24 protein-coding genes are annotated in these 26,146 nt (G+C 67.6%); 15 read left to right on the forward strand and 9 right to left on the reverse strand.

The genetic code is table 11. The features are described from left to right. Nucleotides 1-13: 13 nt before the first annotated feature. The 5 genes from IEY07_RS03855 to IEY07_RS03875 form a co-directional block, all read right to left on the reverse strand. Nucleotides 14-1,756, reverse strand: a complete 1,743-nt coding sequence (locus IEY07_RS03855; protein ID WP_188893884.1) for a dipeptide ABC transporter ATP-binding protein — start codon at nt 1,754-1,756, stop codon at nt 14-16. Further along, nucleotides 1,753-2,628, reverse strand: a complete 876-nt coding sequence (locus IEY07_RS03860) for an ABC transporter permease (RefSeq protein ID WP_188893885.1) — start codon at nt 2,626-2,628, stop codon at nt 1,753-1,755. The genes IEY07_RS03855 and IEY07_RS03860 overlap by 4 nt, the downstream gene beginning before the upstream one ends. Before the next feature lie 96 nt (nt 2,629-2,724). Then, on the reverse strand, nt 2,725-3,672 hold the full coding sequence (locus tag IEY07_RS03865; protein WP_188893886.1) for an ABC transporter permease: 948 nt from the start codon (nt 3,670-3,672) through the stop codon (nt 2,725-2,727). Nucleotides 3,673-3,717: 45 nt separating this feature from the next. Beyond that, nucleotides 3,718-5,292: an ABC transporter substrate-binding protein gene (locus IEY07_RS03870; protein ID WP_188893887.1), complete on the reverse strand. Its 1,575-nt coding sequence runs from the start codon at nt 5,290-5,292 to the stop codon at nt 3,718-3,720. Between the two features lie 160 nt (nt 5,293-5,452). Then, nucleotides 5,453-6,865 carry an amidase gene (locus IEY07_RS03875; protein ID WP_188893888.1) on the reverse strand — a complete coding sequence of 471 codons (1,413 nt, stop codon included), beginning with the start codon at nt 6,863-6,865 and terminating at the stop codon, nt 5,453-5,455. Nucleotides 6,866-7,146: 281 nt separating this feature from the next. Here IEY07_RS03875 and IEY07_RS03880 point away from each other — a divergent pair, with 281 nt between their 5' ends. The 9 genes from IEY07_RS03880 (at nt 7,147) to IEY07_RS03920 (ending at nt 16,125) form a co-directional block, all read left to right on the forward strand. Then, the gene (locus IEY07_RS03880; protein ID WP_188893889.1) at nt 7,147-8,880 is read left to right on the forward strand and encodes a dihydroxyacetone kinase family protein; all 1,734 of its coding nucleotides are present in this window, start codon (nt 7,147-7,149) and stop codon (nt 8,878-8,880) included. A gap of 34 nt (nt 8,881-8,914) precedes the next feature. After that, entirely contained in the window at nt 8,915-9,418 is a 504-nt protein-coding gene (locus tag IEY07_RS03885) for a ribose-5-phosphate isomerase (RefSeq protein WP_188893890.1), read from the forward strand. Nucleotides 9,419-9,451: 33 nt separating this feature from the next. Then, nucleotides 9,452-10,213 (forward strand): triose-phosphate isomerase family protein, encoded by a 762-nt coding sequence (locus tag IEY07_RS03890; RefSeq protein ID WP_188893891.1) that lies wholly within the window; start codon nt 9,452-9,454, stop codon nt 10,211-10,213. A gap of 14 nt (nt 10,214-10,227) precedes the next feature. Then, nucleotides 10,228-11,028, forward strand: coding sequence for a DeoR/GlpR family DNA-binding transcription regulator (locus tag IEY07_RS03895; protein ID WP_188893892.1), 801 nt, complete (start codon nt 10,228-10,230; stop codon nt 11,026-11,028). Between the two features lie 265 nt (nt 11,029-11,293). After that, complete coding sequence (locus tag IEY07_RS03900) at nt 11,294-11,950, forward strand: SatD family protein (RefSeq protein WP_229669688.1); 657 nt, start codon at nt 11,294-11,296, stop codon at nt 11,948-11,950. Then, complete coding sequence (locus tag IEY07_RS03905) at nt 11,947-12,693, forward strand: hypothetical protein (protein ID WP_188893893.1); 747 nt, start codon at nt 11,947-11,949, stop codon at nt 12,691-12,693. The genes IEY07_RS03900 and IEY07_RS03905 overlap by 4 nt, the downstream gene beginning before the upstream one ends. Before the next feature lie 156 nt (nt 12,694-12,849). Then, nucleotides 12,850-14,226, forward strand: a complete 1,377-nt coding sequence (locus IEY07_RS03910) for an extracellular solute-binding protein (RefSeq protein ID WP_188893894.1) — start codon at nt 12,850-12,852, stop codon at nt 14,224-14,226. Continuing rightward, nucleotides 14,223-15,179, forward strand: coding sequence for a carbohydrate ABC transporter permease (locus IEY07_RS03915; RefSeq protein WP_188893895.1), 957 nt, complete (start codon nt 14,223-14,225; stop codon nt 15,177-15,179). Before IEY07_RS03910 ends, IEY07_RS03915 begins: the two co-directional genes overlap by 4 nt. Nucleotide 15,180: 1 nt before the next feature. Next, nucleotides 15,181-16,125 carry a carbohydrate ABC transporter permease gene (locus IEY07_RS03920; protein WP_188893896.1) on the forward strand — a complete coding sequence of 315 codons (945 nt, stop codon included), beginning with the start codon at nt 15,181-15,183 and terminating at the stop codon, nt 16,123-16,125. Nucleotides 16,126-16,137: 12 nt separating this feature from the next. Here IEY07_RS03920 and IEY07_RS03925 read toward each other — a convergent pair whose 3' ends face one another. The 4 genes from IEY07_RS03925 to IEY07_RS03940 are packed head-to-tail and all read right to left on the reverse strand — an operon-like array spanning nt 16,138 to nt 23,463. Further along, nucleotides 16,138-17,496, reverse strand: coding sequence for a sulfatase-like hydrolase/transferase (locus tag IEY07_RS03925; protein ID WP_229669689.1), 1,359 nt, complete (start codon nt 17,494-17,496; stop codon nt 16,138-16,140). Nucleotides 17,497-17,556: 60 nt separating this feature from the next. Then, the gene (locus IEY07_RS03930; RefSeq protein WP_188893897.1) at nt 17,557-20,526 is read right to left on the reverse strand and encodes an FAD-binding and (Fe-S)-binding domain-containing protein; all 2,970 of its coding nucleotides are present in this window, start codon (nt 20,524-20,526) and stop codon (nt 17,557-17,559) included. A gap of 43 nt (nt 20,527-20,569) precedes the next feature. Continuing rightward, the gene (locus IEY07_RS03935) at nt 20,570-21,670 is read right to left on the reverse strand and encodes an enolase C-terminal domain-like protein (RefSeq protein WP_188893898.1); all 1,101 of its coding nucleotides are present in this window, start codon (nt 21,668-21,670) and stop codon (nt 20,570-20,572) included. Beyond that, entirely contained in the window at nt 21,667-23,463 is a 1,797-nt protein-coding gene (locus tag IEY07_RS03940; RefSeq protein WP_188893899.1) for a thiamine pyrophosphate-requiring protein, read from the reverse strand. Before IEY07_RS03940 ends, IEY07_RS03935 begins: the two co-directional genes overlap by 4 nt. Before the next feature lie 165 nt (nt 23,464-23,628). Between IEY07_RS03940 and IEY07_RS03945 the strand changes: the two genes are divergently transcribed. The 6 genes from IEY07_RS03945 to IEY07_RS03970 are packed head-to-tail and all read left to right on the forward strand — an operon-like array spanning nt 23,629 to nt 26,146. After that, complete coding sequence (locus tag IEY07_RS03945) at nt 23,629-24,126, forward strand: hypothetical protein (protein ID WP_188893900.1); 498 nt, start codon at nt 23,629-23,631, stop codon at nt 24,124-24,126. After that, nucleotides 24,123-24,428 (forward strand): monovalent cation/H+ antiporter complex subunit F, encoded by a 306-nt coding sequence (locus tag IEY07_RS03950; RefSeq protein WP_188893901.1) that lies wholly within the window; start codon nt 24,123-24,125, stop codon nt 24,426-24,428. The genes IEY07_RS03945 and IEY07_RS03950 overlap by 4 nt, the downstream gene beginning before the upstream one ends. Then, nucleotides 24,425-24,766, forward strand: a complete 342-nt coding sequence (locus IEY07_RS03955) for a monovalent cation/H(+) antiporter subunit G (protein ID WP_188893902.1) — start codon at nt 24,425-24,427, stop codon at nt 24,764-24,766. Before IEY07_RS03950 ends, IEY07_RS03955 begins: the two co-directional genes overlap by 4 nt. Then, nucleotides 24,763-25,020: a Na(+)/H(+) antiporter subunit B gene (locus IEY07_RS03960; RefSeq protein ID WP_188893903.1), complete on the forward strand. Its 258-nt coding sequence runs from the start codon at nt 24,763-24,765 to the stop codon at nt 25,018-25,020. The genes IEY07_RS03955 and IEY07_RS03960 overlap by 4 nt, the downstream gene beginning before the upstream one ends. Beyond that, nucleotides 25,017-25,784, forward strand: a complete 768-nt coding sequence (locus IEY07_RS03965) for an MnhB domain-containing protein (protein WP_188893904.1) — start codon at nt 25,017-25,019, stop codon at nt 25,782-25,784. Before IEY07_RS03960 ends, IEY07_RS03965 begins: the two co-directional genes overlap by 4 nt. Next, a complete protein-coding gene (locus tag IEY07_RS03970; RefSeq protein WP_188893905.1) occupies nt 25,781-26,146 on the forward strand; it encodes a sodium:proton antiporter in 366 nt (121 codons plus the stop codon). The genes IEY07_RS03965 and IEY07_RS03970 overlap by 4 nt, the downstream gene beginning before the upstream one ends.

Consider the following 26,146-nt stretch of genomic DNA (forward strand, 5'->3'; position numbering starts at 1 on the left):
ATCTTCTTCCACTTCAGATGATGCTGGTCTGCAGCGTCGGCAGTGCGCCGATCAGCTGCCGGGTGTAGGGATGTCGCGGGTCGGCGTAGACCTGGTCGGTCGGCCCGCATTCGACGATCCGTCCGGACTGCATCACCGCAACAGAGGTGCACAGATGCCTGATCACGTTGAGATCGTGGGACACGAAGACGAGCGTCAGCGCGTACGCATCGACGAGATCGGCCAGCAGGTTGAGCACCTGGGCCCGGACCGAGACGTCGAGCGCCGACACCGCTTCGTCGGCGAACAGGATCCGCGGCTCGGTGATCAGTGCCCGGGCGATGGCGATCCGCTGTCGCTGGCCACCGGAGAACTGGTGCGGATAGCGGTCTGCGGCTGCGGCCGGCAGGCCGACCGCAGCCAACAGGTCGGCGACCTTCGTCCGTCGCTCCGCCTGGGTCGCATGGCGCAGCGGTTCGGCGATCACCTCCCGCACCCGCATCCGGGGATCCAGTGAGGAATGCGGATCCTGGAAGACGATCTGGGCCTGCTCGCGCAGCCGGCCGAGACCGCGTTCCCGGGCGCCGGCGAGCTGGACCCCGGCTACCTCGGCGGCGCCGGAGGTCGGTGCGTCCAGACCGCAGAGCAGCCGCAGCAGGGTCGACTTGCCGGAGCCGGACTCACCCACGATGCCGAATCGCTCTCCGGCTGCAACGTCGAAAGAGACCGAATCGAGCCCGCGGATCTCCCGCCGCGGCCCGAAGAGTGACGTACGCCCCCGGTGATAGGTCCGGGACAGGCCGCGGACCCGGATCGCCGGCTCGTCCTCGGTCTGGTTGAAGATCGTCGAGCCGTCCTCGCCCAGTACCTCGTGGGTGGCCGGCCCAGATCGCCGAACTGCGTCATCGGATCGCTGAGCTGCATCATCGGATCGCTGAGGGCTCGGCGGGCTGTCCGTGGCACCTCCGGCACGCGGGACCGTGATCAACTTCCCCGTCCGGGGATCGGTGGCCAGCGCAGAGGCGGCCAGGAGACCGCGGGTGTAGGGATGCCGCGGATCGTTGAAGACCCGGTCGATCGGGCCTTCCTCGACCAGCACGCCGTCGCGCATGATCAGCACCCGCGCGCACAATCCCGAGACCACCGCCAGGTCGTGGGTGATGAAGAGCAGTGCGGTGCCCGATTCCGCGACCTCGTCGCGCATCAGATCGAGCACCTGCGCCTGTACCGTGACGTCGAGCGCCGTTGTCGGCTCGTCGGCCAGCAGCAGGTCCGGTGAATTGGCCATCGCCATGGTCAACATCACTCGCTGGCGCTGGCCGCCGGACAGCTGATGGGGATAGGCCTCGGCGGCCGCAGCGGGGTCGGGAATGCCGACCCGGGCCAGCAATTCGACAGCCTCTCGGGCAGCCTGCTGTTTGTGCCTGCCGTGCAAGGTCATGATCTCGGCGACCTGACGACCGACCTTCATCAGCGGATTGAGCGCCGTCATCGGCTCCTGGAAGATCATCGACATCCGCTGTCCGCGCAGGGTCGACAGCCGGGACTCCGGCAACGTCAGCAGATCATGATCAACACCATCCAGATGTACCGATCCCGAGGCTTGTAGTCCCTCGGGCAGCAGCCCCATGATCGACAGGCAGGTGATCGACTTCCCGGATCCGGACTCGCCGATCAGCCCGACCCGTTCACCGGGCTCGATGATCAGGTCCAGGTTGTCGATCAAGGTCCGGCTGCCGCTGTGCACGGCGAGCCCGGACAACTCGAGCAGGCTCATCCCTCGCGCTCCAGCCGTGGATCGAGGACATCCCGGAGACCGTCACCCAGCAGGTTGAATCCGAGCACGGTCAGCGCGATCGCGCAGCCCGGCCAGACGATCAGCAGCGGATCGCTGAAGACGTAGGTCTGGGACTCCTGCAGCATTCGTCCCCAACTGGGCGTCGGCGCCGGGGTGCCGAGTCCGAGATAGGACAGGGCCGCCTCGGCGAGCACCGCGACGGCGAAATTCACCGACGCCTGGACGATCAGCACACCGCCGACATTGGGCAGGATGTGCCGGACCGCGGTGAACCACCAGCCACGGCCGGAGGCGCGCGCCGCCAGGATGTATTCGCGGCTCATCACCTGCAGTGTGCCGCTGCGGGTCACCCGGGCGAAGGCCGGCGCGGTGCCGATGCCGAGGGCGAACATCGCCGTCACCGCACTGCCGCCCCAGATCGCCCCGAAGGTGATGGCCAGCAGCAGCGCCGGAAATGCCTGCATGATGTCGTTCCAGCGCATCAGCCAGGTGTCGGCCCGGTAGCCGGAGCTGCCGGCGACGATACCGATCGGGACGCCGATCACCGCCGCCACCGCGACCGCGACGACGCCGACGAGCAAGGTGGTGCGGCTGCCGGCGATGATCACCGAGGCGATGTCGTGGCCGAAGGAGTCGGTCCCCAGCCAGTGCAAGCCGGACGGCCCCCGGAGCCGGATGGTGACGTCGACGGCAGTTGGGTCGTACGGCAGCCAGAAGAACGAGACCACACACGCCAGCACGACCAGGCCCACCAGCACCGCACCAGCGACCAGGGTCGGGTTGGCCCGGCGGCGTACGGGTCCGCTGTCGGTGCCCGACTGGTTGTCGGGGAGCAGGGAAACCGCTGTCATGCCCGACTCCTCATGCCCGACTCCTCATGCCCGACTCCTCATGCCCGACTCCTCATGGTCGTCTCTCCACGGGTCGTCTCTCCACGGGTCGACTCCTCATCGTGACGTCCGCAGCCGCGGGTCGATCACCGCGTAGAGCAGATCCACCAGCAGATTGATCACCAGCACGATCGCGACGATCACCATCACGATGCCCTGGATCTGGATCAGGTCCCGGTTCTGCACCGACTGCACCAACAGGCTGCCGATCCCTGGCACGACGAACACCGACTCGATCACGATCGCGCCGACGAACAGCGCCGCGAGCTCGATCCCGGTGATGGTCAAGACCGGGATCAGCGCGTTGCGCAGACCGTGCCGGATCAGTGCCCGGAACGGTGTCAGCCCCTTCGACCTGGCAGTCCGCATGAAGTCCTCGCGCATGATGTCGAGCACCGCGGACCGGACGTATCGGCTGAGGATCGCGCCCTGGATCAGCCCCAGCGACAACGCCGGCAACAGCAGATGTCGCAGGAAATCTCCGAACCCCTCGATCGGCGCCACCCAGCCGCTGGCCGGCAGCCAGTGCAGGGTGACTGCGAAGACGATCACCAGCAGCAGGCCGGCCAGGAAGCCCGGGACCGCGACCGCCAGCTGGCTCAGCGCGCTGAGTACCGCACCGGAGATCCGGCCCTGGCCGTAGGCCGCGAAGACGCCGACCGGCAGGGCGACGCAGATCGCGATGATCATGGCCGAGATCACCAGGATCAGCGAGACCTGCAGATGATCCGAAACCGCGGCGGCGACCGGCTGGTGGGTGACATAGGAGGTGCCGAGATCGCCGTGCAGCATCCCGCCGACCCATTCCAGGTACCGGACTACCAGCGGCCGGTCGAGCCCCATCTCGTTGCGCAGTGCCGCGACCGCTTGCGGGGTCGCGTCCACACCGAGCATCGTCCGCGCGACGTCACCGGGCAGGATCGCCAGCAGTCCGAACACCACGATCGAGGCGACCAGCAGGGTCAGCACGAAGAGTGCTGCCCTGCGGATCAGCCGGATCGCCACGCCTCAGCTCCCATGATCGACAAGATGATCAACACCGACCCGCGATCAGGACGGGTTGCTGACGCCGGTCAGGTCGAGCGATACGCCGTTGTCGTTGGCCGAGATCCCGGTCACCGACTTCTTGGCGAAGACGATGTTCGGCGCGTTGTAGAGCCAGTCACCCGGCACATCGTCGGCCAGCACATCCACGACCTGCTTCATGTCGTCGGCGTACGGCTTGTCGCCTGGTGCCGCGGCGGCCCGGCTGAGCAGCTTCTGGACCTTCGGGTTGTTGTAGTTCCAGTAGTAGTCCGGATCGCCGTAGTTGAAGATGTTGCGCGACTCGACGTGGTTGATCACCGTCAGCTGGTAATCCTTCTGGGTGAAGGTCTTGTCCAGCCAGACCGCCGGGAATTCCTGCGTGTGCAGGTTCACCGTGACGCCGACCTTGGACAGATCGGACTTCACGATCTGGGCGATCGTCTGGCAGTAGGGCAGATTCGGGACGTTGAAGTCCACGGTCACTTTGCTCTTGCCCGCAGCCGCCAGCAATTGCTTGGCCTTGGCCGGATCGTACGGGTACTTGTCGGCCAGATCGCTGTACCACGGGTCGGTCGGCGGCACCGGCGCGCCCAGCACCTTGCCCAGGCCCTCGGTGACCGCGGTGTCGATCGCCTTGCGGTCGACGCCGTAGACGATCGCCTGCCGGACCCGCTTGTCGTTGAAGGGCGCCTTGCCGGGATTCATCGACATCACGGTGATGCCCTGGGTGGTGCCGATCTCGACCTTGTACCGGTCATCGGACTGGAACTGCTTGACCTGATCGGCCGCCTGGCTTTCGTAGACGGCGTCGATATCGCCGCTGCGCAGGGCGTTGACCGGAGCATTGGCGTCGGCGTAGTAGCGCAGCGTCACCTGGCTGAGCTTCGGTTCGGTACCCCAGTACTTGTCGTTGCGCTTCAGGATCAACGACTCGTTGGTGTTGTAGCGGTCGACGACATAGGGGCCGGTGCCGATCGCGGTCGTGGCGAGATTGCTGACCTCGTTGGGATCGAACATCGCCCCCAGCGGGCCGGCCAGCCAGAACAGCAGGTTGTTGTCGGGCTCCTTGAGATTGATCTTGACCTCGGTGTCGGAGACCGCGTCGACAGATTTGATCGCCGCCAGGTAGGTCGGCGTGTTGGCCTTCCACTTCGGGACCCGATCCAGGCTGAATTTGACGTTGCTGGCGGTGAACGGGTCGCCGTTGGAGAATTTCACGCCCGATTGCAGCTGGAAGTCGTAGGTCAGCCGGTCGCTGCTGATCGTCCAGGACTTGGCCAGCAGCGGCTGGACCGCCGCTTTCCCGTCCAGCTTCACCAGGCCCTCGTAGACGTTGTACATCAGCGCCTGCGGGATGGCCGCGCCCGCGGTCTGGGTCATGTCCAGATTGGCCGGGGCAGCCCCGAGGCCGACCTGGAGGGTCTGGTTGCTCGCTCCGCCGGAGGTGCTGCCGTTGTTGCTGCCGTCGGTGCCGCCGGCGTTGTCCCCGGCGCCGGCCGAGCACGCGGCAGCCAGCAGGGCGATGCCGGCCAGCAAGGTGCCGGCGGCGATCCGCAGTCGGCGCGCGGGGCGTACCGCCGCGGAGGTTGGCTTGCTCATGGTGAGCCCTTCTGTCAGCTCGGGCCGTCGGTTCCGGCGTTCCTGGTTGGTGATCATCAGCGCGGGACCCGGCGCAGGACCCGTCCCATGATCATCGTGGGTGATCATTCTGGCGTTCAATCCCGATCACAGTTGCGGGATTTACAAAGTCTTCGCAAAGTCACTGACCGATCGTGATCTTCGGCCACGGCCGTACGGCGCTCGCCGGCCGGTTCACCTCGTAGAAGGCCGCGGCGGCCAGCAGTCCGCGGTCGTCGAACCGGCGGCCGGCGAGCTGAACGCCGATCGGCCGGCCGTCGGCGGTGAAACCGCAGTTGATGCTGAGCGAGGGCTGGCCCGACATGTTGTACGGCATGCAGAAGCCGATGTGGTCCATCGCATGGTCCACATCGTTGCTGGGCATCGGCCATTCGGCTGGATAGGTCGGTTCCGGCGAGGTAGGGGAGATCACCAGGTCGTACGGGGCGGTCGCGGCCAGGGTGCGGCGCGCGATCTCGATCTGCGCGTTCGCGCCGGCGGTCGCCTCCGGTCCGCCGAGGCCCTCGCCGGCCCGGCACCATTCCGCGATGAAGGGCAGCAGCAGCTCCCGGCGCTCCTCCGGCAGCGCCAGATAGTCGTTCCAGTGCCCGACCCGCCAGAACAGGTCGACCTTCTCCAGCAGGTCCGGAGTGAGGAACGGATCCAGCGGCTCGACCGTCGCCCCGGCCGCGGCGAACACGGCGGCAGCGGAGCGTACGGCCTCGCTCACTTCGGACTCGACCGGAGTCCCGGTACCTGCCTCCAGCAGCAGGCCGATCCGCAGCCGGGCCGGCTCGATGTCGAGATCCTGCCAGGGGATCGGCTGGTCCGGGAGGCTGTAGGGGTCGCGTTCGTCCGGCCCGGAGACCAGCGGCATGGCCAGCGCGATGTCGGCCACGGTCCGAGACAGCGGGCCGATGGTGCGCCCGGTGTAGGTCGGATCGACCGGGATCCGGCCGTAACTCGGCTTGTAGCCCAGGCAGCCGTTCCAGGTCGCGGGCAACCGGATCGAGCCGCCGATGTCGCTGCCGAAGTTGAGTGGGGCATAGCCGGCGGCCGTCGCAGCGCCGGCACCCGAGCTGGAGCCGCCCGGGTTCCAGGCGGGATTCCACGGGTTGCGGGTCGTCTCATGCAGCGAGGAGACGCCCGAGGACAGCATGCCCCAGTCCGGCATCGTGGTCTTGCCGAGGACGATCGCACCGGCGGCGTACAGACGCTCGGCGATCGGTGCGGTACGGATCGCAGGGACCGGGGGACTGGCGGCGGTGCCCCAGCGGGTCGGTTCGCCCGCGACATCCACGTTTTCCTTGATCGTCACCGTGACACCGTCCAGCGGTCCCAGTGGTGCACCGTCGGCCCAGCGCTTCTCGCTGGCCTGGGCTGCGGCCAATGCCTGGTCGGCGTAGATGATCTGCAGCGCGTGCAGCGTCGGCTCGCCTGCAGCGACACGGGCCAGTGCCGCTTCGGCCACCTCGACCGGGGACAGCTCGCCGGCCTGGTAGCCGGCCCGCTGCCCGACCGCGTCGAGGTCGGCGATGTGGTCACGATCCGCCATCCGGGCCCTCCGCTCGCTAGCTCAGTGTGCGTACGCTACCGCCGCCGGGCCTGGGGTCGGGACCGGGTCTCGCGCGGGGCCCGGCGGCGCGACCGGCCGCGCCGAGACGCCACATGAACCGTGTGAGATCCAACAGCTGCCGTGTTAAGTCGGGGTCTATGCTGGGGCCGTTGGCCGGCAATCCCGGTGCAGCCGGTTAGTGCAGCCGGTTAGTTCGGGGAACACACGTACGAGATGGGCACGTCCGAGTCAGGCACGTCCGAGATAGGAAAACGACACCGATGTCCTACATCAGTAACGACCCCGCGCGGTTCAGCGAAGAAGCGACCGCCGGATTCGTCGCCGCTCATGCCGATCTGGTCCGCGCCGTACCGGGCGGTGTGGCCCGACGGACCGCGACGCCGCAGGGCCGGGTGGCGGTCGTCATCGGTGGCGGCTCCGGTCACTACCCGGCCTTCGCCGGGCTGGTCGGGCCGGGACTGGCCTCGGGTGCCGCCGTCGGCAATGTCTTCGCGTCGCCGTCGGGTCAGCAGGTCTACAACGTCGCCAAGGCCGTCGAGAACGGCGGCGGCGTGCTGCTGACCTGTGGCAACTACGCCGGTGATGTGTTGAACTTCAACCAGGCAAGGGATCGGCTGAAGGCCGAGGGCTTCGCCGCGGAGACCTTCTTCGCCACCGACGACATCTCATCGGCCAAGCCCGACGAGGCCGAGAAGCGGCGCGGGATCGCGGCCGCGCTCGCGGTCTACAAGGTCGCCTCCGCCGCCGCCGAGGACGGCCGCTCGCTGGACGAGGTGGTCGCGTTGGCCAAGCGGGTCAACGACAACTGCCGCACCCTCGGCGTCGCCTTCTCCGGTTGTACGCTCCCGGGCGCCGACGAGCCGCTCTTCACCGTTCCCGCCGGCCGGATGGGCGTTGGCGTCGGGATCCACGGCGAGCCGGGCATCGACGAGACCGACCGGCTGACGTCGGCGGAGCTGGCCGAGATGTTGTGGAAGGCCGTGTACGCCGAGAAGCCGGAGGGCGCCGGCAGCCGGGCGCTGGTCTTTGTCAACGGCCTCGGGTCGGTCAAGAACGAGGAGCTGTTCATCCTCTTCAACGACATCGGTCCGCTGGCCGAGCGGGACGGCGTGGAGATCGCCGGGATCGAGGTCGGGGAACTGGTCACCAGCTTCGAGATGGCCGGCGTCTCGCTGTCGCTGGTCTGGGTGGACGACGAGATCCTGGACTACTGGAACCGACCGGCCTACACCTCCGGTTATCGCAAGGGCAGCGTCGGATCGCAGGCGGGTCAGGACGGCGACGTCGAGGTCCTGGAGGATGTCGACGAGGCCGAGGCGATCGAGGTCGGCGAGGCCAGCGAGGAGTCCCGGCGGGCCGCCGAGTTCGCGGCCGAGCTGCTGCAGACCGTGCACGCCACCATTCGCGAGCATCAGGACGAGCTGGGCAGGCTCGACGCCATCGCCGGCGACGGCGACCACGGCATCGGTATGGAGCGCGGGGCGCGGGCCGCGGCCGAGACCGCACAGCAGCTGCTTGAGCGCGGACCGGGCGCCCAGACCTTGCTGGTCGAGGCAGGCGCCGCCTGGGGTGCGCAGGCCGGCGGCACCTCCGGGGTGATCTGGGGTGCGCTGCTGGACGGTATCGGCCGGGCGCTCGGGGACGACGCTGCCGCGACCCCCGATTCGGCGGTGGCCGGAGTCCGGCAGGGCGCCGAAGCGGTCACGAGGATCGGCGGCGCGCACCCGGGGGACAAGACGATGGTGGACGCGCTGCATCCGTTCGTGGAGACGCTGGGCGAGCAGGTGGACAGCGGCGAGTCGCTGGCCGCCGGCTGGCAGGCCGCTGCCGCTGCCTCGACCGAGGCGGCCGAGGCCACGAAGGACCTGCTGCCGAAGCTCGGCCGGGCCCGGCCGCACGCGGAGAAGAGCCTCGGCACCCCGGACCCGGGCGCGATCTCGTTCGCTCTGATCGTCACCGCGGTCGGCGAGAAGCTCGCCTCCCGGGAACGCTGAAACGAATGGGTTGAAACCTTAGGAAGGAATGATCATGGCTGACAAGAAGTGGCGGATCGTGGTCGGCAGTGATGATGCCGGCTTCGACTACAAGGAGGTCCTGAAGAAGGACCTGGAGAATTCCGATCTGGTGGAGTCGGTCGTCGACGCCGGTGTCGATGCCGACGGGCACACGCCGTATCCGACGGTCGCGATCGGGGCCGCGGAGATGGTGGCCCGCGGCGAGGCCGACCGGGCGCTCCTGGTCTGCGGGACCGGTCTCGGCGTCGCGATCTCGGCGAACAAGGTGCCGGGGATCCGGGCGGTGACCGCGCACGATCCGTTCTCGGTCGAGCGATCGGTGCTGTCCAACAACGCCCAGGTGTTGTGCTTCGGACAACGGGTGATCGGACTCGAACTGGCTCGCAAGTTGATCAAGGAATGGCTGACGTTGCACTTCGACGAGTCGAGTGCCTCGGCCGAGAAGGTCGCGGTGCTCACCGACTACGAGAACCGGACCGACGCCACAGCCGACCAGGCCACGGTCTCGGCCTGCTGAGCCGGACTGCGTTTCCGATCGATCAGCCGACCGATGGCAGCGGTATTCCTCGGCGTGAGCCTGAAGATGTATCTCGACCACGCCACAACCCTGGGTTGGGTGCGGCAGGTGATGACGATCGCCGACCGGGCACCGGCGGTCGCCGCGGGTCGGGTGGAGCTCGCCGTGCTGCCGACCTTTGTCTCGATCGAGGCGGTTGCGGCGTTGGCCCGGGACACCGCGGTTGCCCATGGTGCGCAGGATCTCGGCTGGGCCGACCAGGGTGCGTTCACCGGCGAGGTCAGCGGTGCTGATCTTGCCGCGTTGGGCTGCCGGTACGTCGAGGTCGGACACGCCGAGCGCCGCCGGCTGTTCGGCGAGGACGATGCGATCGTCGCCGCGAAATTCGCCGCAGCCGTCCGCAACGGGCTGGTTCCGATCCTGTGCGTCGGGGAGACCGAACGGATCGGTGCCGGGGCCGCGATCGAATTCTGCGTCGATCAGGTCCGGACCGCGCTGGATCAGGTCGAATGGGCGCCGGAGTTGATCATCGCGTACGAGCCGGTCTGGGCGATCGGCGCCGACCGGCCGGCCGGCGTTGATCACGTACGGACCGTCTGTGCCGGGATCCGCGCAGGTCTGGTCGGTGATCATCGGCTGTCGACGGTCCGGGTGATATACGGCGGCAGCGCTGGTCCCGGGCTGCTGACCCAGTTGGGCAGGGAAGCCGTCGACGGGCTGTTCCTGGGACGGTTCGCCCATGATCCGGCGGCGATGGCGACCATGGTCGACGAAGCCTCGGCGCTCGCGGACTGACCAGGCGATCGGACATGATCACCGACGATTCGGCATCCCGGCAAGGCAAGCGGACCCAGCGGCAGAACGCCATCGCGCAGGCGGTGATGGAGCACGGCTCGATCCGGATCGAGGAACTGGCCGCCCAGTTCGGGATCAGCGTGATGACCGCTCATCGTGATCTTGACGAGTTGCAAGATCGAGGGCTGCTGCGCAAGTCCCGCGGTACTGCAACGGCTCAGGCCTCGACGCTGGTGGAGTCCAGTGTGATCTACCGGCAGACCCAGCGGCTGGAGGTCAAACGGGCGCTGGCGGCGACCGCGACCCGGTATGTGAACACTGGCCAGTCGGTGCTGTTGGACGACTCGACCACAGTGCACCAGATCATCTCGATGCTGGCCGACCTGAGCCCGTTGACGGTGATCACCAATTCCTTGATCGCGATCGAGGAGGTCAGCCGGACCGACGGCTTGTCGTTGATCGGGCTCGGCGGGCAGTACTACAACTGGTGCGCGTCGTTCATGGGCGCCATGACCAATGCCGCGATCGCGCGGCTGCGCAGCGATCTGGTGCTGATGTCGGCGGCAGCGGTGGTCGATGGGACCATCTACTTCCAGGCATCGGAGACCGTGGAGACCAAGCGGGCGATGATGGAGGCTGCGGCCGTACGGATCCTGCTGGTCGATCACACCAAATTCTCCGGCCGTGCGCTGCACGCCTGCGCCCGGCTGACCGAATTCGATCATGTGATCGTCGATGCGGGTACGCCGACCGGCCTGGTGCGTGAGCTGCGGCAGGCGGGCATCGACACGGTCGTCGCCCGTTCGCGGCGGTGAGGCTGCCGGGCCCGGCCCAGCTCCAAAGCCCGCCCTCCGCACCAGCCCGTCCCCTCGCGCCAGCCCGTCCCCTCGCGCCACCCGTAAGTCGTGACAACCTGTGTTTGCGGCCGGTTTCGGGCGATTTGACGCTCGGAACTCGAGTTGTCGGGAGTTTGTCGTGCTGGGGAGCCGGGGAGGTACGGCGCCGAGGACGGACAGCGGGGAGCTGGAAGCGATCGTCTTCATCTTGCGCAGATGAAGCAGATAGCTTCACAATGGCAGGGTGAAGGAAACTGCTTCAGCACCAGTGTTCCGTGCCGCGCTGATCGGCGATCTCGTCGGGTCCCGTGACGCTGCCGATCGGCAGGCGCTGCACACCCGGTTGTCGCGAGCCCTGGCTGCGGTTCAGCAGCAGCTGCCCAGCCTCGACCCCCCGGTCATCCAGGCGGGGGACGAGGTGCAGTGCAGCTACGCCACCGTCGGGGAGGCGCTGCACGCCGGTTTCCTGCTGCGGATCCTGCTGGCGCCCGAGGCCGACATCCGATTCGGGGTCGGGTGGGGACGGGTCGAGGTGCTCGACGCGCAACGCCGGACCCAGGACGGCCCGGCCTGGTGGCAGGCCCGGGCGGCGATCGACACGGTCGAGGCCCGGGCACAGCATCCGGGCACCCGATATGCGCGATTCTGCTATCGGTCGGCGCCCGACGGATCCGGCCCGACCGAGGCGGCGGTGGAGGCCGCCCTGTTGTGTCGGGACCATCTGATGGGATCTCTGGATACCCGATCGATGCGCATCCTGGGAGGACTGGTGGCGGGACGGAGCAAGACCGAGATCGGCCGAGCGGAGAAGATCTCCACCTCGGCGGTCTCGCAGCGGACGCAGCGGGACGGTCTGGATGTGATCGTCGCGGCCAGCGCGATGTTGCGGGAGGTCCGATGAGCATCGTCGGCGTCCTGCTGATCGCGATCGGGGTTTCCGACCTGGCCCGTGGGCACAAGCAACCGTTGTGGGCTCCGCTGGTCGCCGGCCCGGTCGTGGTCATCGGCTTCGGGCTGCTGGGCGGGATGGGTTCGATCGGTGAGATCTGTCTGCTGGTGGCAGCCGGCATGATCACCCTCGGTTGGGTGGTGCTGACCGGGCGCGCACGGCTTGGAGTGCTGCAGCAGTCGGTTCCGTTGATCGTGTTGCTGGGCGGTGTCGGGATATTGATCATCCTCAGCCCGATCGCAGGGCCGGCCGGAGGCGTACTTGCCGATTGGTTGCGGGCGACTGGCTGGCACGGGCTGGCGGGGCTGGGGGTTGACCGATTCCTGTTGGTGCTCGGCTTGTTCTTGGTGCAGCTCAGTACCGGCAACGAGATCGTCCGGCTGGTGCTCGCGGCCACCGGGACGATCAAGCCGGTGGGGGAGCCGCAGGCGTCCGATCAGCTACGGGGCGGCCGGCTGCTCGGACCGCTGGAGCGAATCTTCATCTTCGGACTCGGATTCAGTGGGTATGTCACCGCGGCCGGCCTGGTGATCGCAGCCAAGGGCTTGATCAGGTTTCCGGAATTGAACGCTCGCAGGAAAAACGGCTCGGTGACGGGCGTCGGTATCGACGAGGTCACCGAGTACTTCCTGCTGGGGAGTTTCCTGAGCTGGCTGATCAGCCTGGCTGCGATCGGGATCCTCGCTCTCGGCTGAGTCTCGGGACAGGCTTGGGTTCCGGTCACGATCCGGCTTACAACGTTGAAACTCTGACGGGACGTGGTTACAGTCACTTTCGTCAGGCTCCGTGCGGTGGCCGTGGGGTTGATCACGCTCCGGCGGGGCGCCAGCTAGCGTCAAAGGGGCACGCAGATGGCATTTCGTGACCGCGACAGCGGCTCGTACGCAGCCGGGGCACGACTGTCCCGGCGAGGACTCATCCGCGGCGGTCTCGGAGTCGCGGCAGGTGCCGGCCTGGCGGGTGGATTGTCGGCCTGTGGCAGCGCGTTGTCGGCCGGGATCGCTGGCACCCAACTCGCTCCCGGCACCGTGATGTACTGGAATCTGTTCGGCGGAGGCGACGGTGTCCGGATGGTCGCGATGCAGGATGCCTACACCAGATCGCCGGGAGCCTCGCCACTACAGGCTGCGACCTTCGCCTGGGGCAATCCGTACTACACCAAGCTGACGCTGGCGACCGTCGGCGGTGCGCCTCCGGATGTGGCGATCTCGCACCTCACCCGGATGCAGAATCTGGCCACAGCCAACCTGTTGACCGAGTTCACCGACGACATGCTCAGCATGGTCGGACTGAGCCCGAGCGACTTCAACCAGACCCCCTGGGAAGCGCAGAAGCTGAACGGGAAGTCGTACGCCATCCCGCTCGACACGCATCCGTTCGTGCTCTACTACAACGTCGACGTCTGTCAGAAGGCCGGCCTCCTGGACGGCGACGGCAATCTCAAGCCGATCGAGGGAAAGGCCGGCTGGGAGGCCGCGCTCAAGGCGGCCAAGGACGTCACGAAGGCCTACGGTGCATCGGTTTCGACGGTCGGGGACACCGCGACCAGCTGGCGCTGGTTCACCACCCTCTACAGCCAGCGCAACGGCAACACCCCGTTCCTGGGCGACGGCGGCCGCAAGCTCACCTACAACCGTGAGCTGACCCTGGACACCCTCGCCTACATCCAGCAGTTGACCAAGTCGGGGTTGATGCCGGCCAACACCGACTATGCCGGAGCCCAGACGCTGATGTTCACCGGCAAGGCCGGCTTCTATCTCGAAGGCGAGTGGGAGATCACCACCGCGCAGGCGGTCAAGGGGCTGAAGTTCGGCATGGCGCCGGTCCCGACGATCTTCGACAAGCCGGCTGCCCAGGCCGACTCGCACACCTTCGTGCTGCCCCGGATGGACCGCACCGAGGACCAGTTGAAGCGTGCGATGGGCTTCATCAAGTTCCTGCTCACCCAGAGCATGACCTGGGCCATGGGCGGTCACATCCCGGCCTACCTGCCGATCAAGAACAGCGAGGCCTATCAGAAGCTGCTACCCCAGGCGAACTACGCGAAGGCAGCTGAGTTCGCGGTCTACGACCCGCCCGCCTGGTACTCCGGCTCCGGGTCCAACTTCGAGAACATCACCGGGGCCCAGATCGGCCTCGTCCAGCAGGGCCTGGCCACGCCGCAGGCGGCATTGGACAGTATCCGGTCGCAGCTGGAGATCTACGCCAGGACGGAGAGTCCGCTATGACCACCGCTGAGCTCCAGACGACGGCGACCGTCGCCCGCCCGTCCCGCTTCGACGACGAGGTCGGCGGGCCGCGTACCCACGGGATGACCCGTGCCGGTTGGCTCTTCCTCGCGCCCTTCGCGGTCTTCTACATCCTGTTCCTGATCTGGCCGGTGATCTACATGCTGATCACCAGCTTCTTCAACACCTCGATGGTGCGCAGCGGTCTGGGCAGCTTCGCCGGCTTGGCCAACTACCACGAGATGCTCACCAAGCCGGATTTCTGGGGCGCGTTGTGGCACACCATCCAATTCACCATCTACACCACGCCGCCGCTGGTGATCTTGTCGTTCGTCTTCGCGTTGCTGGCCAACAGGGTGCAGCATGCCCAGTGGTTCTTCCGGCTGGCCTTCTTCGTGCCGTTCATCCTGCCCTCGGCGGCCATCGCCCTGATCTGGACCTTCATCTTCACCCCGTCGACCGGGCTGTGGAACGAATTCCAGTCGCTGCTTGGCGATCCGGCCCCACTGCCGGTGCTCGGGACGCCGAACCTGGCGATGATCGGTATCGCGATCACGACGGTCTGGTGGACGATCGGCTTCAACTTCGTCTTGTATCTGGCGGGTTTGCAGGACATCCCGCGTGAGCTGTACGAGGCGGCCGCAGTCGACGGTGCCACACCGTGGCAACAGATCCGGTCGATCACCATCCCCTTGCTGAGCAGGACGACGACCTTGGTCCTGCTGCTGCAGATCGTTGCCAGCATGAAGATCTTCGACCAGGTGTATCTGATGACCTCCGGTGGTCCCGGCGTGTCCACCCAGGTGTTGCTCGGCCTTGTCACCAACACCGCGTTCACCGACAACCGGATCGGTGCCGCATCCGCCGCGTCGGTGTTGTTGTTCATCGTCATCCTGATCATCACGCTGGCCCGGCAGATCGTCGAGTCGATCCAGAACCGAAGGGAGGCCTGAGATGACCGAGAGCACGACAGCCTCACCGGCTACCGCCTCGACCTCGGGTCGCGCCCGTAGGTCGCGCAACGGGGTCTCCATCGCGGCGCCCGCCGCGCGGGTCGTGGACAACAGCGGCAAGGGATCGGGCCGGACCTTCAACATCGTCTCGTGGGTGGTGTTGATCGTCTTCGCGGTGCTCTGGTTGATCCCGAGCCTGTGGGCGATCAAGACCTCGCTGACGTCCAACAGCACCTCGGCGATCGGGGCCGGACCCATTCTGCGTGATTGGCACCTGACCTTCGGGTCCTACACGACGCTGCTGTCCGGCGGTGATCTGTGGCACTGGTACCTGTCCAGCTTCGTCACGTCGATCCTGACCGTTGTCTTCGCGGTGACCTTCGGTGCGATGGCCGGTTACGCGCTCTCCCGGCTCCGATTCCGGGGTCGGCGTCTGGTCTTCCTGTTGCTGATCGGCGGCATCCTTGTCCCGCCGCAGGTCCTGATCGTCCCGGTCTTCCAGTTCCTCAACGTGATTCACCTGTTGAACACCTACTGGGCCGTCATCCTGCCGCAGATCCCTGCGGTCGTCGCGGTGTTCGTCTTCAAGCAGTTCTTCGACGGAATCCCGCACGACTTCGAGGAATCCGCCCGGATCGACGGCGCGGGCTATTGGCGGACCTTCCGCTCGATCATCCTGCCGTTGTCCCGGCCGGTGGTGGCGGCGATGGCGATCATCACCTTCGTCGGCACCTGGAACAACCTGATCCTTCCGCTCTTCGTGCTGTCCAACCCGAAGCTGATGACCATTCCGGTCGGTCTGGCGACCGTGCAGGGTTCGTACGGCCAGAGATTGAGCGACATCCAGGCGTCCTCGATCCTCGGTGCGCTGCCATTGGTGATCTTGTTCTTGATCTTCCAGCGACAGATCGTCGAGGGCGTGGCCGGCAGCGGGCTGAAGGGCTGAACCACTCGGCGATCAGGCCAGGGCTGCCGTTCCGGTCTGCAGCGGCAGCCACTCGTCGGTCCACCGCTGCTCGATCCCGGCACGCCAGTCGGTCGCCGCCGCGGTCAGACGTGCGGTAACCCCCGGCTCGGCGCCCGCCAGATTGTGCTGTTCGGCGACATCCTGTTCAAGATCGGCAAGGAAGACCGACTCGGGGTCGGTTTCTCCTTCGACGAGTTGACCGTTGAGTACGAGTTTCCAGCGACCTTCGCGCACGGCCGTCTGGTCACCGAGCTCCCAGAAGAGCTGTCTGTCCGCCGGCGCCGGGGCCATCGCTGCACCTGACAGCACGTCGAGCAGCGAGGTGCCGTCGAGCTCCAAGCCGGCGGCGTCGAGCCGCGCCGCGGCGAGGATCGTCGGCAGCACGTCGACGGCCGAGCAGGGCAGGTCGACGACCTGGCCGGCGGGGATGCGGGCCGGCCAGGAGATGATGCCGGGCACTCTGATCCCGCCCTCATACAGGCTGTACTTGTGGCCCTTGAGCGGTCCGGTGGTGCCGCCGCGATATGGGATGCTGGTGCCGTCCAGCCAGTTGCGGGTCTCACGCGACGGGCCGTTGTCGGAGCAGAAGACGATCATGGTGTCGTCCCGCAGACCGTGTCGGTCGAGTTCGCGGAGGATCGCCCCGACGCCGTCGTCGACCGCGGCGATCATCGCGGCCATCACCCGCCGTTCGTCGGGCAGGTGGGGGAACCGGTCGAGGTAGGCCCGGGGTGCGTGCATCGGATAGTGCGGTGCGTTGTAGGCGACGTAGCTGAAGAATGGCCGGTCCGACCGCGCCGCCGAGCGGATCTGTGAGACAGCCCGCCGGGTGATCATCTCGGTCAGGTAGCGGCCGTTGTCGTACGTCTCCTCGCCGTTGTCCCAGAGGTCGTGGACCGGATCGGTCCGACCATCGGCCATGCCCCAGTAGAAGATGTGGGAGTAATAGTCGACGCAGCCGGCGAGGAAGCCGTACCAGTCGTCGAAGCCGTGCCGGTCCGGTCTGCAGTCCTCGGAAACGCCGAGATGCCACTTGCCCGTCATCGAGGTCCGATAGCCCGCCGGCTTCAAGAGGCCGGCGATGGTCGGTACCGTCGGCGACAGCCCGGTGGCCGTACGGTGACCGGCAAGGATGCTGCGCACGCCCGCGTTGCCGGGATACCGGCCGGTCAGCAACGAGGCGCGGGACGGTGAGCAGACCGCGGATCCCGCGTAGAAGTTGGTGAACCGCACACCGGTTGCAGCGACCTCGTCCAGGTGCGGGGTCGCAAGATCACTGCTTCCCGCGCACGACAGGTCGGCGTAACCCTGGTCGTCGGTCATGATCACGATGATGTTGGGTCCGACCACGACGGCAAGGTTAACCGACCGGGAGCGGATCCATCCGGTGCCCACGGCTCCATCCGCGGTCTACTCCTCGATCAGTCGGTCGGCGAGCAACTGCGCAAGATGGATCCCGGTACGGCCGTTGCCGGCCAGTTCGCTGATCTGCGTGCGGCAGCTGAAGCCGTCGGCCAGCACGGCGGTCATCGTGTCCGCCTCCCGGATCCGCGGCAGCAGGACCCGTTCGGCCGCGCCCTCGCTGACCGCTTCGTGACCGCGTTCGAAGCCGAAGTTGCCGGCCAGTCCACAACAGCCGGACTCGAGTTGCTCGGCGTCCACGCCGGCAGCCTGCAGCAGCTTCTGATCGGCATCCCAGCCCATCACCGCGTGCTGGTGGCAGTGGACCTGGGCGATGGCCTTGCCGTCGACCTGCGGCGGCTGATAGCCGGGGGAGTGCTCGGTGAGCAGTTCGGCCAGGGTGACCGTCTGGTCGCGGAGTCTGCGAACGTCCCGGTCGGTCGGGAACAACTCCGGGGCATCGGACCGGAACACCGCCGTACAGCTCGGCTCCAGTCCGAGCACCAGCCCGCCGGCGCGCACGTGTGGCGCCAATTGGCGTACGGTCCTGGACAGCACTCGGCGGGCGACGCCGAGCTGGCCGGTGGAGATCCAGGTCAGTCCGCAGCAGACAGGCTGCTCGGGCATCGTGACCCGCCAGCCGGCGTCCTCCAGCAGCCGCACCGCGGCCTTCCCGACCTCGGGATGGAAGTTGTTGGTGAAGGTGTCCGGCCACAGCAGGACTGTGCCCCGATGGCCGTCGCCGCCCGGTGTGCGACCGGCGACCCATTGCTGCAGCGTCTGTTCGGCGAAGATCGGGATCTCCCGGTCGGCCAATCCGCCCAACCGGATAGCCAACCGGTGCAGACCGGGGGTGTGGCTGAGCCGGTTGACCAGCGGAGCGATCTTGAACCGACTCACCAGTTGTCCGATGGCCGGCATCCAGCCGATCGCGAAGTCGGACCTCGGCCGCTTCCACGGTCGGCCGCGGTAGTAGTGGGCCATGAATTCGACCTTGTAGCTGGCCATATCGACATTGGCCGGGCAGTCGGTCTTGCATCCCTTGCAGGCAAGGCAGAGATCGAGTGCGTCGTGCACCTCGTCGGACCGCCAGCCGTTGTCCACCGGGCTGTCGCCGTGACCGTTGACCATCTCGAAGAGCAGCCGCGCCCGCCCTCGGGTCGAATGCTCCTCCTCTCCGGTGACCTGATAGGAGGGACACATCACCTGGCCGCCGGAATTGCCGTGCTGGCGGCATTTCCCGACCCCAACGCAACGATTGGCGGCCTCGGCGAAGGAGCCGCCGTCGTGCGGATACTTGAAGTAGAGATCCTGCGGGTCCCACGGTGCCCAGTCGGCGCCCAGCCTCAGATTCTCGTCCAGCCGGTACGGGGCCGTGATCTTGCCGGGGTTCATCCGGTCCAGTGGGTCGAAGATCGCCTTCAGCCGTCCGAAGGCATCGACCAGGCGGTCGCCGAACATCCGCCCCAGCAACTCGCCGCGACTCTGCCCGTCGCCGTGCTCGCCGGACAACGAGCCGCCGAAGCCGACCACCAGATCGGCGGCGCGTTCCATGAACCGCCGGTAGGTCGCCACGCCGTCGGCGGTGTAGAGATCGAAACCGATCCTGGTGTGGACGCAACCCTGGCCGAAGTGCCCGTACAGGCTCGGACCGGTCTCGCTGGCGTAGCCGAATTCCTGGTAGAGCCGGTTCAAACCGCGCAGATAGTCACCGAGCCGGTCCGGTGCGACGGCCGAGTCCTCCCAGCCCTCGAAGGTGTCGGGCCGGTGCGGGACGTGGGCGGTTGCGCCCAGACCGGACTCCCGGACGGCCCACAGCTCGGCCTCCCGGTCCGGGTCGTCGTAGAAGGCGACATCCGGCTCGTGCTCGGTCTCGTGCAGCGCCTCGAGCAGCTGCTTGCCCTGGCGGTCGACCTCCTCGGTGCTGTCTCCGCCGAACTGCACCATCAGGAAGGCGGTACCCTCGGGCAGTTCCTTGATCGCCTGCGGATTCAGCCCCTTCAGTTGTTGGTCGGTGATCAGCTTGTGGTCGACGCCCTCCAGCGCGACCGGCTCGTGGGGCAGGATCGCCGGGACGGCGTCGGCAGCCCGGTAGATATCGGGATAGCCGAGCACGATCAGGCTGCGCTCGGACTGCACCGGTACGAGTTCCAGCTCGGCGCGCAACACGGTCACCAGGGTCGATTCGCTGCCGACCAGCAGTCGGGCGACATCGAAATCGTGTTCGGGCAGCAGGGAGTCGAGGTTGTAGCCAGAGACCCGCCGCGGAATGTCGGGATAGCGCTCCCGGATCTCGTCGGCGTACTCGTCGCGCAGCCGGCGGAGTTGCCGGTAGATCATCGCCCGGGTGTCGCCGCGGCGTTCGATCTCGGCGTACTCCTCGTCGCTGGTCTCACCGCACCAGAACCGGCTGCCGTCGTAGGTCAGCACCTCCAGCCGTTTGATGTTGTCGACCACCTTGCCGGTGCGCTGGGCGGTGGCTCCGCAGGAGTTGTTGCCGATCATCCCGCCGATGGTGCAGTTCGGATGGGTCGCGGGCTCCGGACCGAACCGCAGACCGGTATCGGCCAGCTGCCGGTTGAGCTCGTCGAGGACGATCCCGGGCTGCACCAGGCAGGTGCGGGCCTCTTGATCAACCGACTCGATCCGGTTGCAGTACTTCGACCAGTCGATGACCACTGCAGTGTTGGTGCATTGTCCGGCGAGGCTGGTGCCGCCTCCGCGGGACAGCACCGGCGCCCCGAACTCCCGCGCCACCGCGACAGCCGCTACCGCGGCCTCGGGCGTACGCGGCACGACGACGCCGATCGGCAGCTGCCGGAAGTTCGACGCATCGGTGGCATAGGTGGCGCGGCTGCCGGGATCGAAGCGGATCTCGCCGTCCACCCGGTCCCGCAGTGCGGTGATCATGGACCCGACGTCGATCGGCTCCGGCCGATCGGTACGCCGGACGGGCGCTGGCAGCTCAACAGTGGCCATCGTTGCTCCTCGTCATCACAGGCTGACTGATCACGGACCGGGTTCAGATCGTGTACGGCTCGGCGGCCTCGGCGCGGAAGGTCAGGCCGTGACCGGCCCCCGTGGACGGCACGGTCACCGAGCCGCCGTGCGGGTCGAGGCAACCGTCGAAGAGTTCGGATTCGATCCGGTCGTGATCGACGAACCATTCGATGTGCCGGAAGTTCGGTATCGCCGCGCCGGCGTGCGCGGACAGATTCGGCGCACAGTGGGCCGAGACCTCGAGGCCACCAGCGGCCGCCACGGCGGCAGCCCGCAGCCACTCCGTGTAGCCGCCGCACCGGGTGACGTCGATCTGCAGACAGTCGACGACGGGTGCCATCCGGGCGAAGTAGGCCAGGTCGTAGCCGTATTCGCCGGCTGCGATGTCGACCATCGTCGACGACCGGACGGTCGCCAGTCCGGCAAGATCATCACTGGAGACCGGCTCCTCGAACCAGGTCACGCCAAGGTCGGCCAGCGCGTCCGCCATCCGCCGGGCCTGGCCGACGGCGTAGCCGCCGTTCGCGTCGACGAAGAGTTCGACGCGTCCGCCGACCGCGTTGCGGACGAGGGAAACCCGCCGCACGTCCTCGGTCTGCCGGCTTCCCCAGGACTCGCCGATCTTGATCTTGATCCGGCCGAGCTGCTGGCCGTCGGTCCAGTTGTGCACCTGTTCGACGAGTTGATCATCGTCGTAGCTGGTGAATCCGCCGCTGCCGTACACATCGACCTGGTCCCGGCAGCGGCCGAGCAGATCGGCCACCGGGATCTCCAGCCACCGGGATGCGGCGTCCCACAGGGCGACGTCGACCGCGGACAGGGCGCATGAGACCAGACCGGGCCGGCCGAGATTGCGGATCCGCTGCTGCATCGCCTGCCACGCCCGCGGGACCGCCGAGACCGGCAGGTCCTTGATCACCGGAGCGAGCAGGTCGTTGATCAACGGGACGCAGGCCGCGTCGGCATAGGTCCAGCCCAGGCCGTGGACGTCACCGGCCTCGAGCCGCACGACGACGATGGTCGTCGAATCCCAGGCGAGCGTCCCGTCTGCCTCCGGACCCGCAGTCGGGACCCGGTACGCCGCGGCCCGCGTCGAGCGGACCGTCGGCGCCACGGGGCTCATTTGGCACGCTTCCCCGGGACGAACTCCTGGAGCTTGGTCTTGGTGCCCTGCAACATCACGTGCAGGGCGTCCGGGTCGCCCTTGAGCAGGGACGCCGCCGTCGCCTTCATCTGGTCGAAGGTCGCGTGCGGCGGGATCGGCGGCACCTCCGGATCGCACCGGACATCGAGCACGGCCGGCCGGTCGGACTTCAGTGCGGTGTCCCAGGCCGCCCCGAGCTGCTCGGGGTCGTCGACGGAGATCGCAGTCAGGCCGAGGGATCTGGCGAATCCGGCGTAGTCGACGTCCGGCAGCACCTGCGATTCCTCGAATTTCGGCTGCCCGCCCATAGCCCGCAACTCCCAGGTCACCTGATTGAGGTCGTTGTTGTGGAAGACGCAGACCACACAGCGCGGATCGCTCCACAGCTCGTGGTACTTCGCCAGGGTGATCAACTCGGCGAGGCCGTTCATCTGCATCGCTCCGTCACCGACCAGGGCGATCACCGGCCGGTCCGGATGGGCGAATTTGGCGCCGATCGCGTACGGGACTCCGGGGCCCATCGTCGCGAGCGTGCCGGACAGCGACGAACGGATCTCGCCGCGGATCTTGAGATTGCGGGCGTACCAGTTGGTGGAGGAGCCCGAGTCGGCCGTCACGATCGCGTTGTCGGGGATCCGTTCGGACAGCTCCGAGACGATCCGCATCGGGTTGATCGGATCGGCCTCGGTCAGCGCTTCGTTGTGGACGGTCTCCCACCAGTCCGTGACGTTCTTCTCGACCTTCGTCCGCCAGGACCGGTCCTCCGCGCGATTGATCAGCGGCAGCAGCGCCTCCAGCGTGCTCAGGCTGTCGCCGACCAGATTCACCTCGGTCGGGTAGCGCATCCCGATGAAGCGGCCGTCGATGTCGATCTGGACGCCGCGGGCCTGGCCGGGCTCGGGCAGGAACTGGCTGTACGGGAAGTTCGAACCGATCATGATCAGGGTGTCGCAGTCCCGCATCAGCTCATAGCTCGGGCGGGTGCCGAGCAGGCCGATCGAGCCGGTGACGAACGGCAGGTCGTCGGGCAGGACGTCTTTGCCCAGCAGCGCCTTCGCAACGCCGGCCCCGGTCGCCTCGGCGAGATCGACCACCTGGCGAGCGGCGGCGCGAGCACCCTGACCGACCAGGATGGCCACCTTCGATCCGGCGTTGATCACCTCGGCTGCGGCGCGCAGGTCCTCGTCCCGGGGCACGACCCGGCCCCAGGACGTGCCGGGCGGGCTGGACGGCACCTCTTTGAACGCGTGACCGGGTGCGCTGTACGGCTCTTCCTGAAGATCATTGGGGATGATCAGCGCCGTGGGCGAGCGGGTCGCCTCGGCGGTCCGGATCGCGCGGTCGAGAGCGTTGGGCAGTTGCTCGGACACGGTGACGTCGACCAGATACTCGCTGGCAACGTCCTTGAAGAGGGCATGCAGGTCGACTTCCTGCTGGTAGCTGCTGCCCATCGAACTGCGGGCCGCCTGGCCGACGATCGCCACGACCGGGGTGTGGTCGAGCTTGGCGTCGTAGAGGCCGTTGAGCAGGTGGATGGCACCCGGGCCGGAGGTGGCCATGCAGACGGCAACCCGGCCGCTGAATTTGGCGTAGCCGACGGCCTCGAAGGCGGCCATCTCCTCATGGCGGGCTTGGACGAAGCGTGGCGAGTTGTCCGCCTTGCCGAAGGCGGCGACCAGGCCGTTGATGCCGTCACCGGGATAACCGAAGACCTGGTCGATCTCCCAGTCACGCAGGCGTTGGAGCAGGTAATCGGCAACTGTGTCAGCCATCAGGTGTCCTCGGGATGTTTGGACCTGCGATCGGTCGACCGTGGTTGCGGGCCCGCTACCCGGACCGGAAGATGGCTAATCGCCGGTCTCAGGCTGCCCCGGCCGGCGCGATTCCCCGCTCGTCGCCCCGGGTACCACCGCAACAGGCCCGACGGAAGGAGCGGTGTGCGCGCAGGCATCGAGATCGCAGCCTGGTGGCTTGCCGGGTTCGTGGTCTGGACAGCAACGCTGGCCTCGGCGAGCGGTCCCGAACTGGTCACCGGAGTGCTGGCGTCGCTGGTGTCTGCCGTGCTCGCCCGGACAGCCCGCCGGGCGATGGGCGGCCAGCCCGGGCTGTCGCGGCAGATGTGGGCCAGGTGGGTGCGTTGGGCGGCACTGGTGCCGGTCGCCGCCGCCGCGGACCTGGCCCGGCTGGTCGGCTGGCTCGCCGGCGGCCTCCGGGAGCCGGGCGCATCCGCGCGGACCCATCAGCTGACTGTGCCGTCCGGCAGCGGACCGGAAGCGATCACCTGGCGACAGGGTGCCGCGCTGGCGGTCTCGTCCACCCCCGGGTCAGTGGTGATCGGGATCAGGCCGGACGACGGGACTCTCGTCCTTGATCAACTCGTCAGCGGGTGGCCCGGACTGGACGAGCGGGTGGCTGATCGGCAGGTCTCACCGTGAACATCTGGCTGGTCGCAGTGCTCGTCCTCGCGGTCGTCGGGCTGCTGCCCGCGATTCATCGGGCCGCGACCGGGACCGGACCGCAACGCCTGGTCGGGCTGCAGTTCGCCAGCGTCGCCGCCCTGATGATCATCATCGCGCTGTCCATGGCCGTCGGCCAGTCGTCGTACCTGATCGTCGCGGTCGTCCTGGCATTGCTCTCGGCGGCTGGACTGTTGGTCTTCACCCGGTTGCTTGCCACCGAGATGGAGGGTGAGCGGGCAGCGGACCCGCCTGAGGACGATCGTCCAGGACAACCATGACTGGTCTGCTGACGGGACTGGCCCTCGGCGCACTGCGTGCCGGGATGGTGGACGTCCTGGTGATCCTGGCGCTGCTGGTGATCACGATCGCCGCCGTCGGCCTGGTGTTGGCTCACGATCCTGTCACCCGCCTGCACTTCCTCGCGCCGGCGAGCACTCTGGCGCTGCCCTGCTTCGGCGCCGCGGCGGTGATCGAACAGGGACTGGGCCTCGGCAGTGCGGCGATCGTCCTGACGGTCGTCGCCGGCGCGTTGTCGTCCCCGGTGCTCACCACCTCGATCGCGCGGCTGGTCGCGGCAGAGGACGCCGACCGCCCGGCCTCTAGGTCGGTCCGATGACCATCGTGATCACGGTGCTGTCCACGGTGGTGCTGATCGGCGCCGCCGTCGTGATCTTCACCCGGGCTCCGGCCAAGCAGGCCGTCACGCTGTCGGTATACGGACTGCTGCTGACCCTGTTGTTCGTCGCCCTGCAGGCGCCCGACGTCGCGCTCAGCCAACTCGCGGTGGGCACGGCCGTCGTCCCCCTGATGGTGATGCTCGCGGTCCGCAAGATCGCCGCACACCGGGATTCGGGAGGAGACGACCGATGATCCACCGGGTCCGCATGATCATGCTGGTCGTAGGCGTGCTGGGCACTGCCGTGGTTTTCGGTGCAGCAGTGGCAGGAATGCCCGGGTTCGGCGGTGACCAGCATCCCTACCGTGATCTTGCCGTCGCAGCAGCTTTCCAGCGAGCGACTGCCAATGTGGTCTCTTCGATCAACTTCGACCAGCGGGCGCTGGACACCTTCGGGGAGGAGACGATCCTGGTCGCCTCGGTTGCCGGGGTCGCCGCGCTGCTGCGGCCGGTCCGTTCCGAGCGCCGCCGCCGGGTGCGTCCGGGAGTGCCGGTTCTGGAGTCGACGCGGCTGCTGACGGTGATCTTCTTCCCGATCACGGTGCTCGTCGGGATCGACGTCGTCGCCCACGGCGCAATCACCCCGGGCGGCGGCTTCCAGGGCGGCGTCGTGCTGGCCACCGGACTGCACCTGCTCTACGTCGGCGGGCGCTACCGGTTGCTCGAGCGGATGCGACCGGTCCGGTTCTTCGAGATCACCGAGGGCGCGGGTCTGGTGATCTTCATTGCGATCGGCCTCGCCGGCCTCGCCCTGACCGGAGAGCTGTTCCGGAACGTGATTCCGTACGGCGACCTGGGGCAGCTGGTGTCGTCGGGGACCGTGGTGCTGCTCAGTTGTGCCGTCGGGATGGCCGTGGTGAGCAGTGTGGTCGTGCTGCTGGCCGGCTTCCTCGACCAGGCGCTGGCCCTGGTCGAGGTTCCCGACGCCGACCACTCGGACGACGAGGCCGCCCGATGAGTGCGGCCGGCTTCGCGCACTACTACCCCTACGGTGTGGCCGGGGCCATCGTGCTGCTCGGCGTGATCGGCATCGCCATCAGCCGTGATCTTGTGCACGCCGTCGTCTGCCTCTCGGTCTGTCAGTCCGGGACCTACGTCTTCCTGCTTGCCGTCGGCTACCAGTACGGCGGCCTGGCGCCGATCTTCGGCGCTACGGTGCATCGGTCCACGCCGGTCGTCGACCCGGTCGTCCAGGCGCTGAGTCTGACCGACATCGTGGTTTCGGCCGCAGTGACGTCGATGCTGCTGGCCCTGGTGATCCAGATCGCGAAACGCCGCCGGACCGTCGATCCGGACGAGCTCCGGTCGCTGGAGGGCTGA

Source organism: Microlunatus endophyticus (genome assembly GCF_014646195.1).
Taxonomy (GTDB): Bacteria; Actinomycetota; Actinomycetes; order Propionibacteriales; family Propionibacteriaceae; genus Microlunatus; species Microlunatus endophyticus.

Coding starts and splice junctions, on each gene's coding strand:
- IEY07_RS03970 (WP_188893905.1), top strand. CDS start 25,781: ATGAGTGCGGCCGGCTTCGCGCACTACTACCCCTACGGTGTGGCCGGG.
- IEY07_RS03955 (WP_188893902.1), top strand. CDS start 24,425: ATGACTGGTCTGCTGACGGGACTGGCCCTCGGCGCACTGCGTGCCGGG.
- IEY07_RS03885 (WP_188893890.1), top strand. CDS start 8,915: ATGGCTGACAAGAAGTGGCGGATCGTGGTCGGCAGTGATGATGCCGGC.
- IEY07_RS03880 (WP_188893889.1), top strand. CDS start 7,147: ATGTCCTACATCAGTAACGACCCCGCGCGGTTCAGCGAAGAAGCGACC.
- IEY07_RS03935 (WP_188893898.1), bottom strand. CDS start 21,670: ATGAGCCCCGTGGCGCCGACGGTCCGCTCGACGCGGGCCGCGGCGTAC.
- IEY07_RS03920 (WP_188893896.1), top strand. CDS start 15,181: ATGACCGAGAGCACGACAGCCTCACCGGCTACCGCCTCGACCTCGGGT.
- IEY07_RS03960 (WP_188893903.1), top strand. CDS start 24,763: ATGACCATCGTGATCACGGTGCTGTCCACGGTGGTGCTGATCGGCGCC.
- IEY07_RS03940 (WP_188893899.1), bottom strand. CDS start 23,463: ATGGCTGACACAGTTGCCGATTACCTGCTCCAACGCCTGCGTGACTGG.
- IEY07_RS03915 (WP_188893895.1), top strand. CDS start 14,223: ATGACCACCGCTGAGCTCCAGACGACGGCGACCGTCGCCCGCCCGTCC.
- IEY07_RS03870 (WP_188893887.1), bottom strand. CDS start 5,292: ATGAGCAAGCCAACCTCCGCGGCGGTACGCCCCGCGCGCCGACTGCGG.
- IEY07_RS03965 (WP_188893904.1), top strand. CDS start 25,017: ATGATCCACCGGGTCCGCATGATCATGCTGGTCGTAGGCGTGCTGGGC.
- IEY07_RS03930 (WP_188893897.1), bottom strand. CDS start 20,526: ATGGCCACTGTTGAGCTGCCAGCGCCCGTCCGGCGTACCGATCGGCCG.
- IEY07_RS03895 (WP_188893892.1), top strand. CDS start 10,228: ATGATCACCGACGATTCGGCATCCCGGCAAGGCAAGCGGACCCAGCGG.
- IEY07_RS03910 (WP_188893894.1), top strand. CDS start 12,850: ATGGCATTTCGTGACCGCGACAGCGGCTCGTACGCAGCCGGGGCACGA.
- IEY07_RS03860 (WP_188893885.1), bottom strand. CDS start 2,628: ATGACAGCGGTTTCCCTGCTCCCCGACAACCAGTCGGGCACCGACAGC.
- IEY07_RS03855 (WP_188893884.1), bottom strand. CDS start 1,756: ATGAGCCTGCTCGAGTTGTCCGGGCTCGCCGTGCACAGCGGCAGCCGG.
- IEY07_RS03905 (WP_188893893.1), top strand. CDS start 11,947: ATGAGCATCGTCGGCGTCCTGCTGATCGCGATCGGGGTTTCCGACCTG.
- IEY07_RS03890 (WP_188893891.1), top strand. CDS start 9,452: ATGGCAGCGGTATTCCTCGGCGTGAGCCTGAAGATGTATCTCGACCAC.
- IEY07_RS03875 (WP_188893888.1), bottom strand. CDS start 6,865: ATGGCGGATCGTGACCACATCGCCGACCTCGACGCGGTCGGGCAGCGG.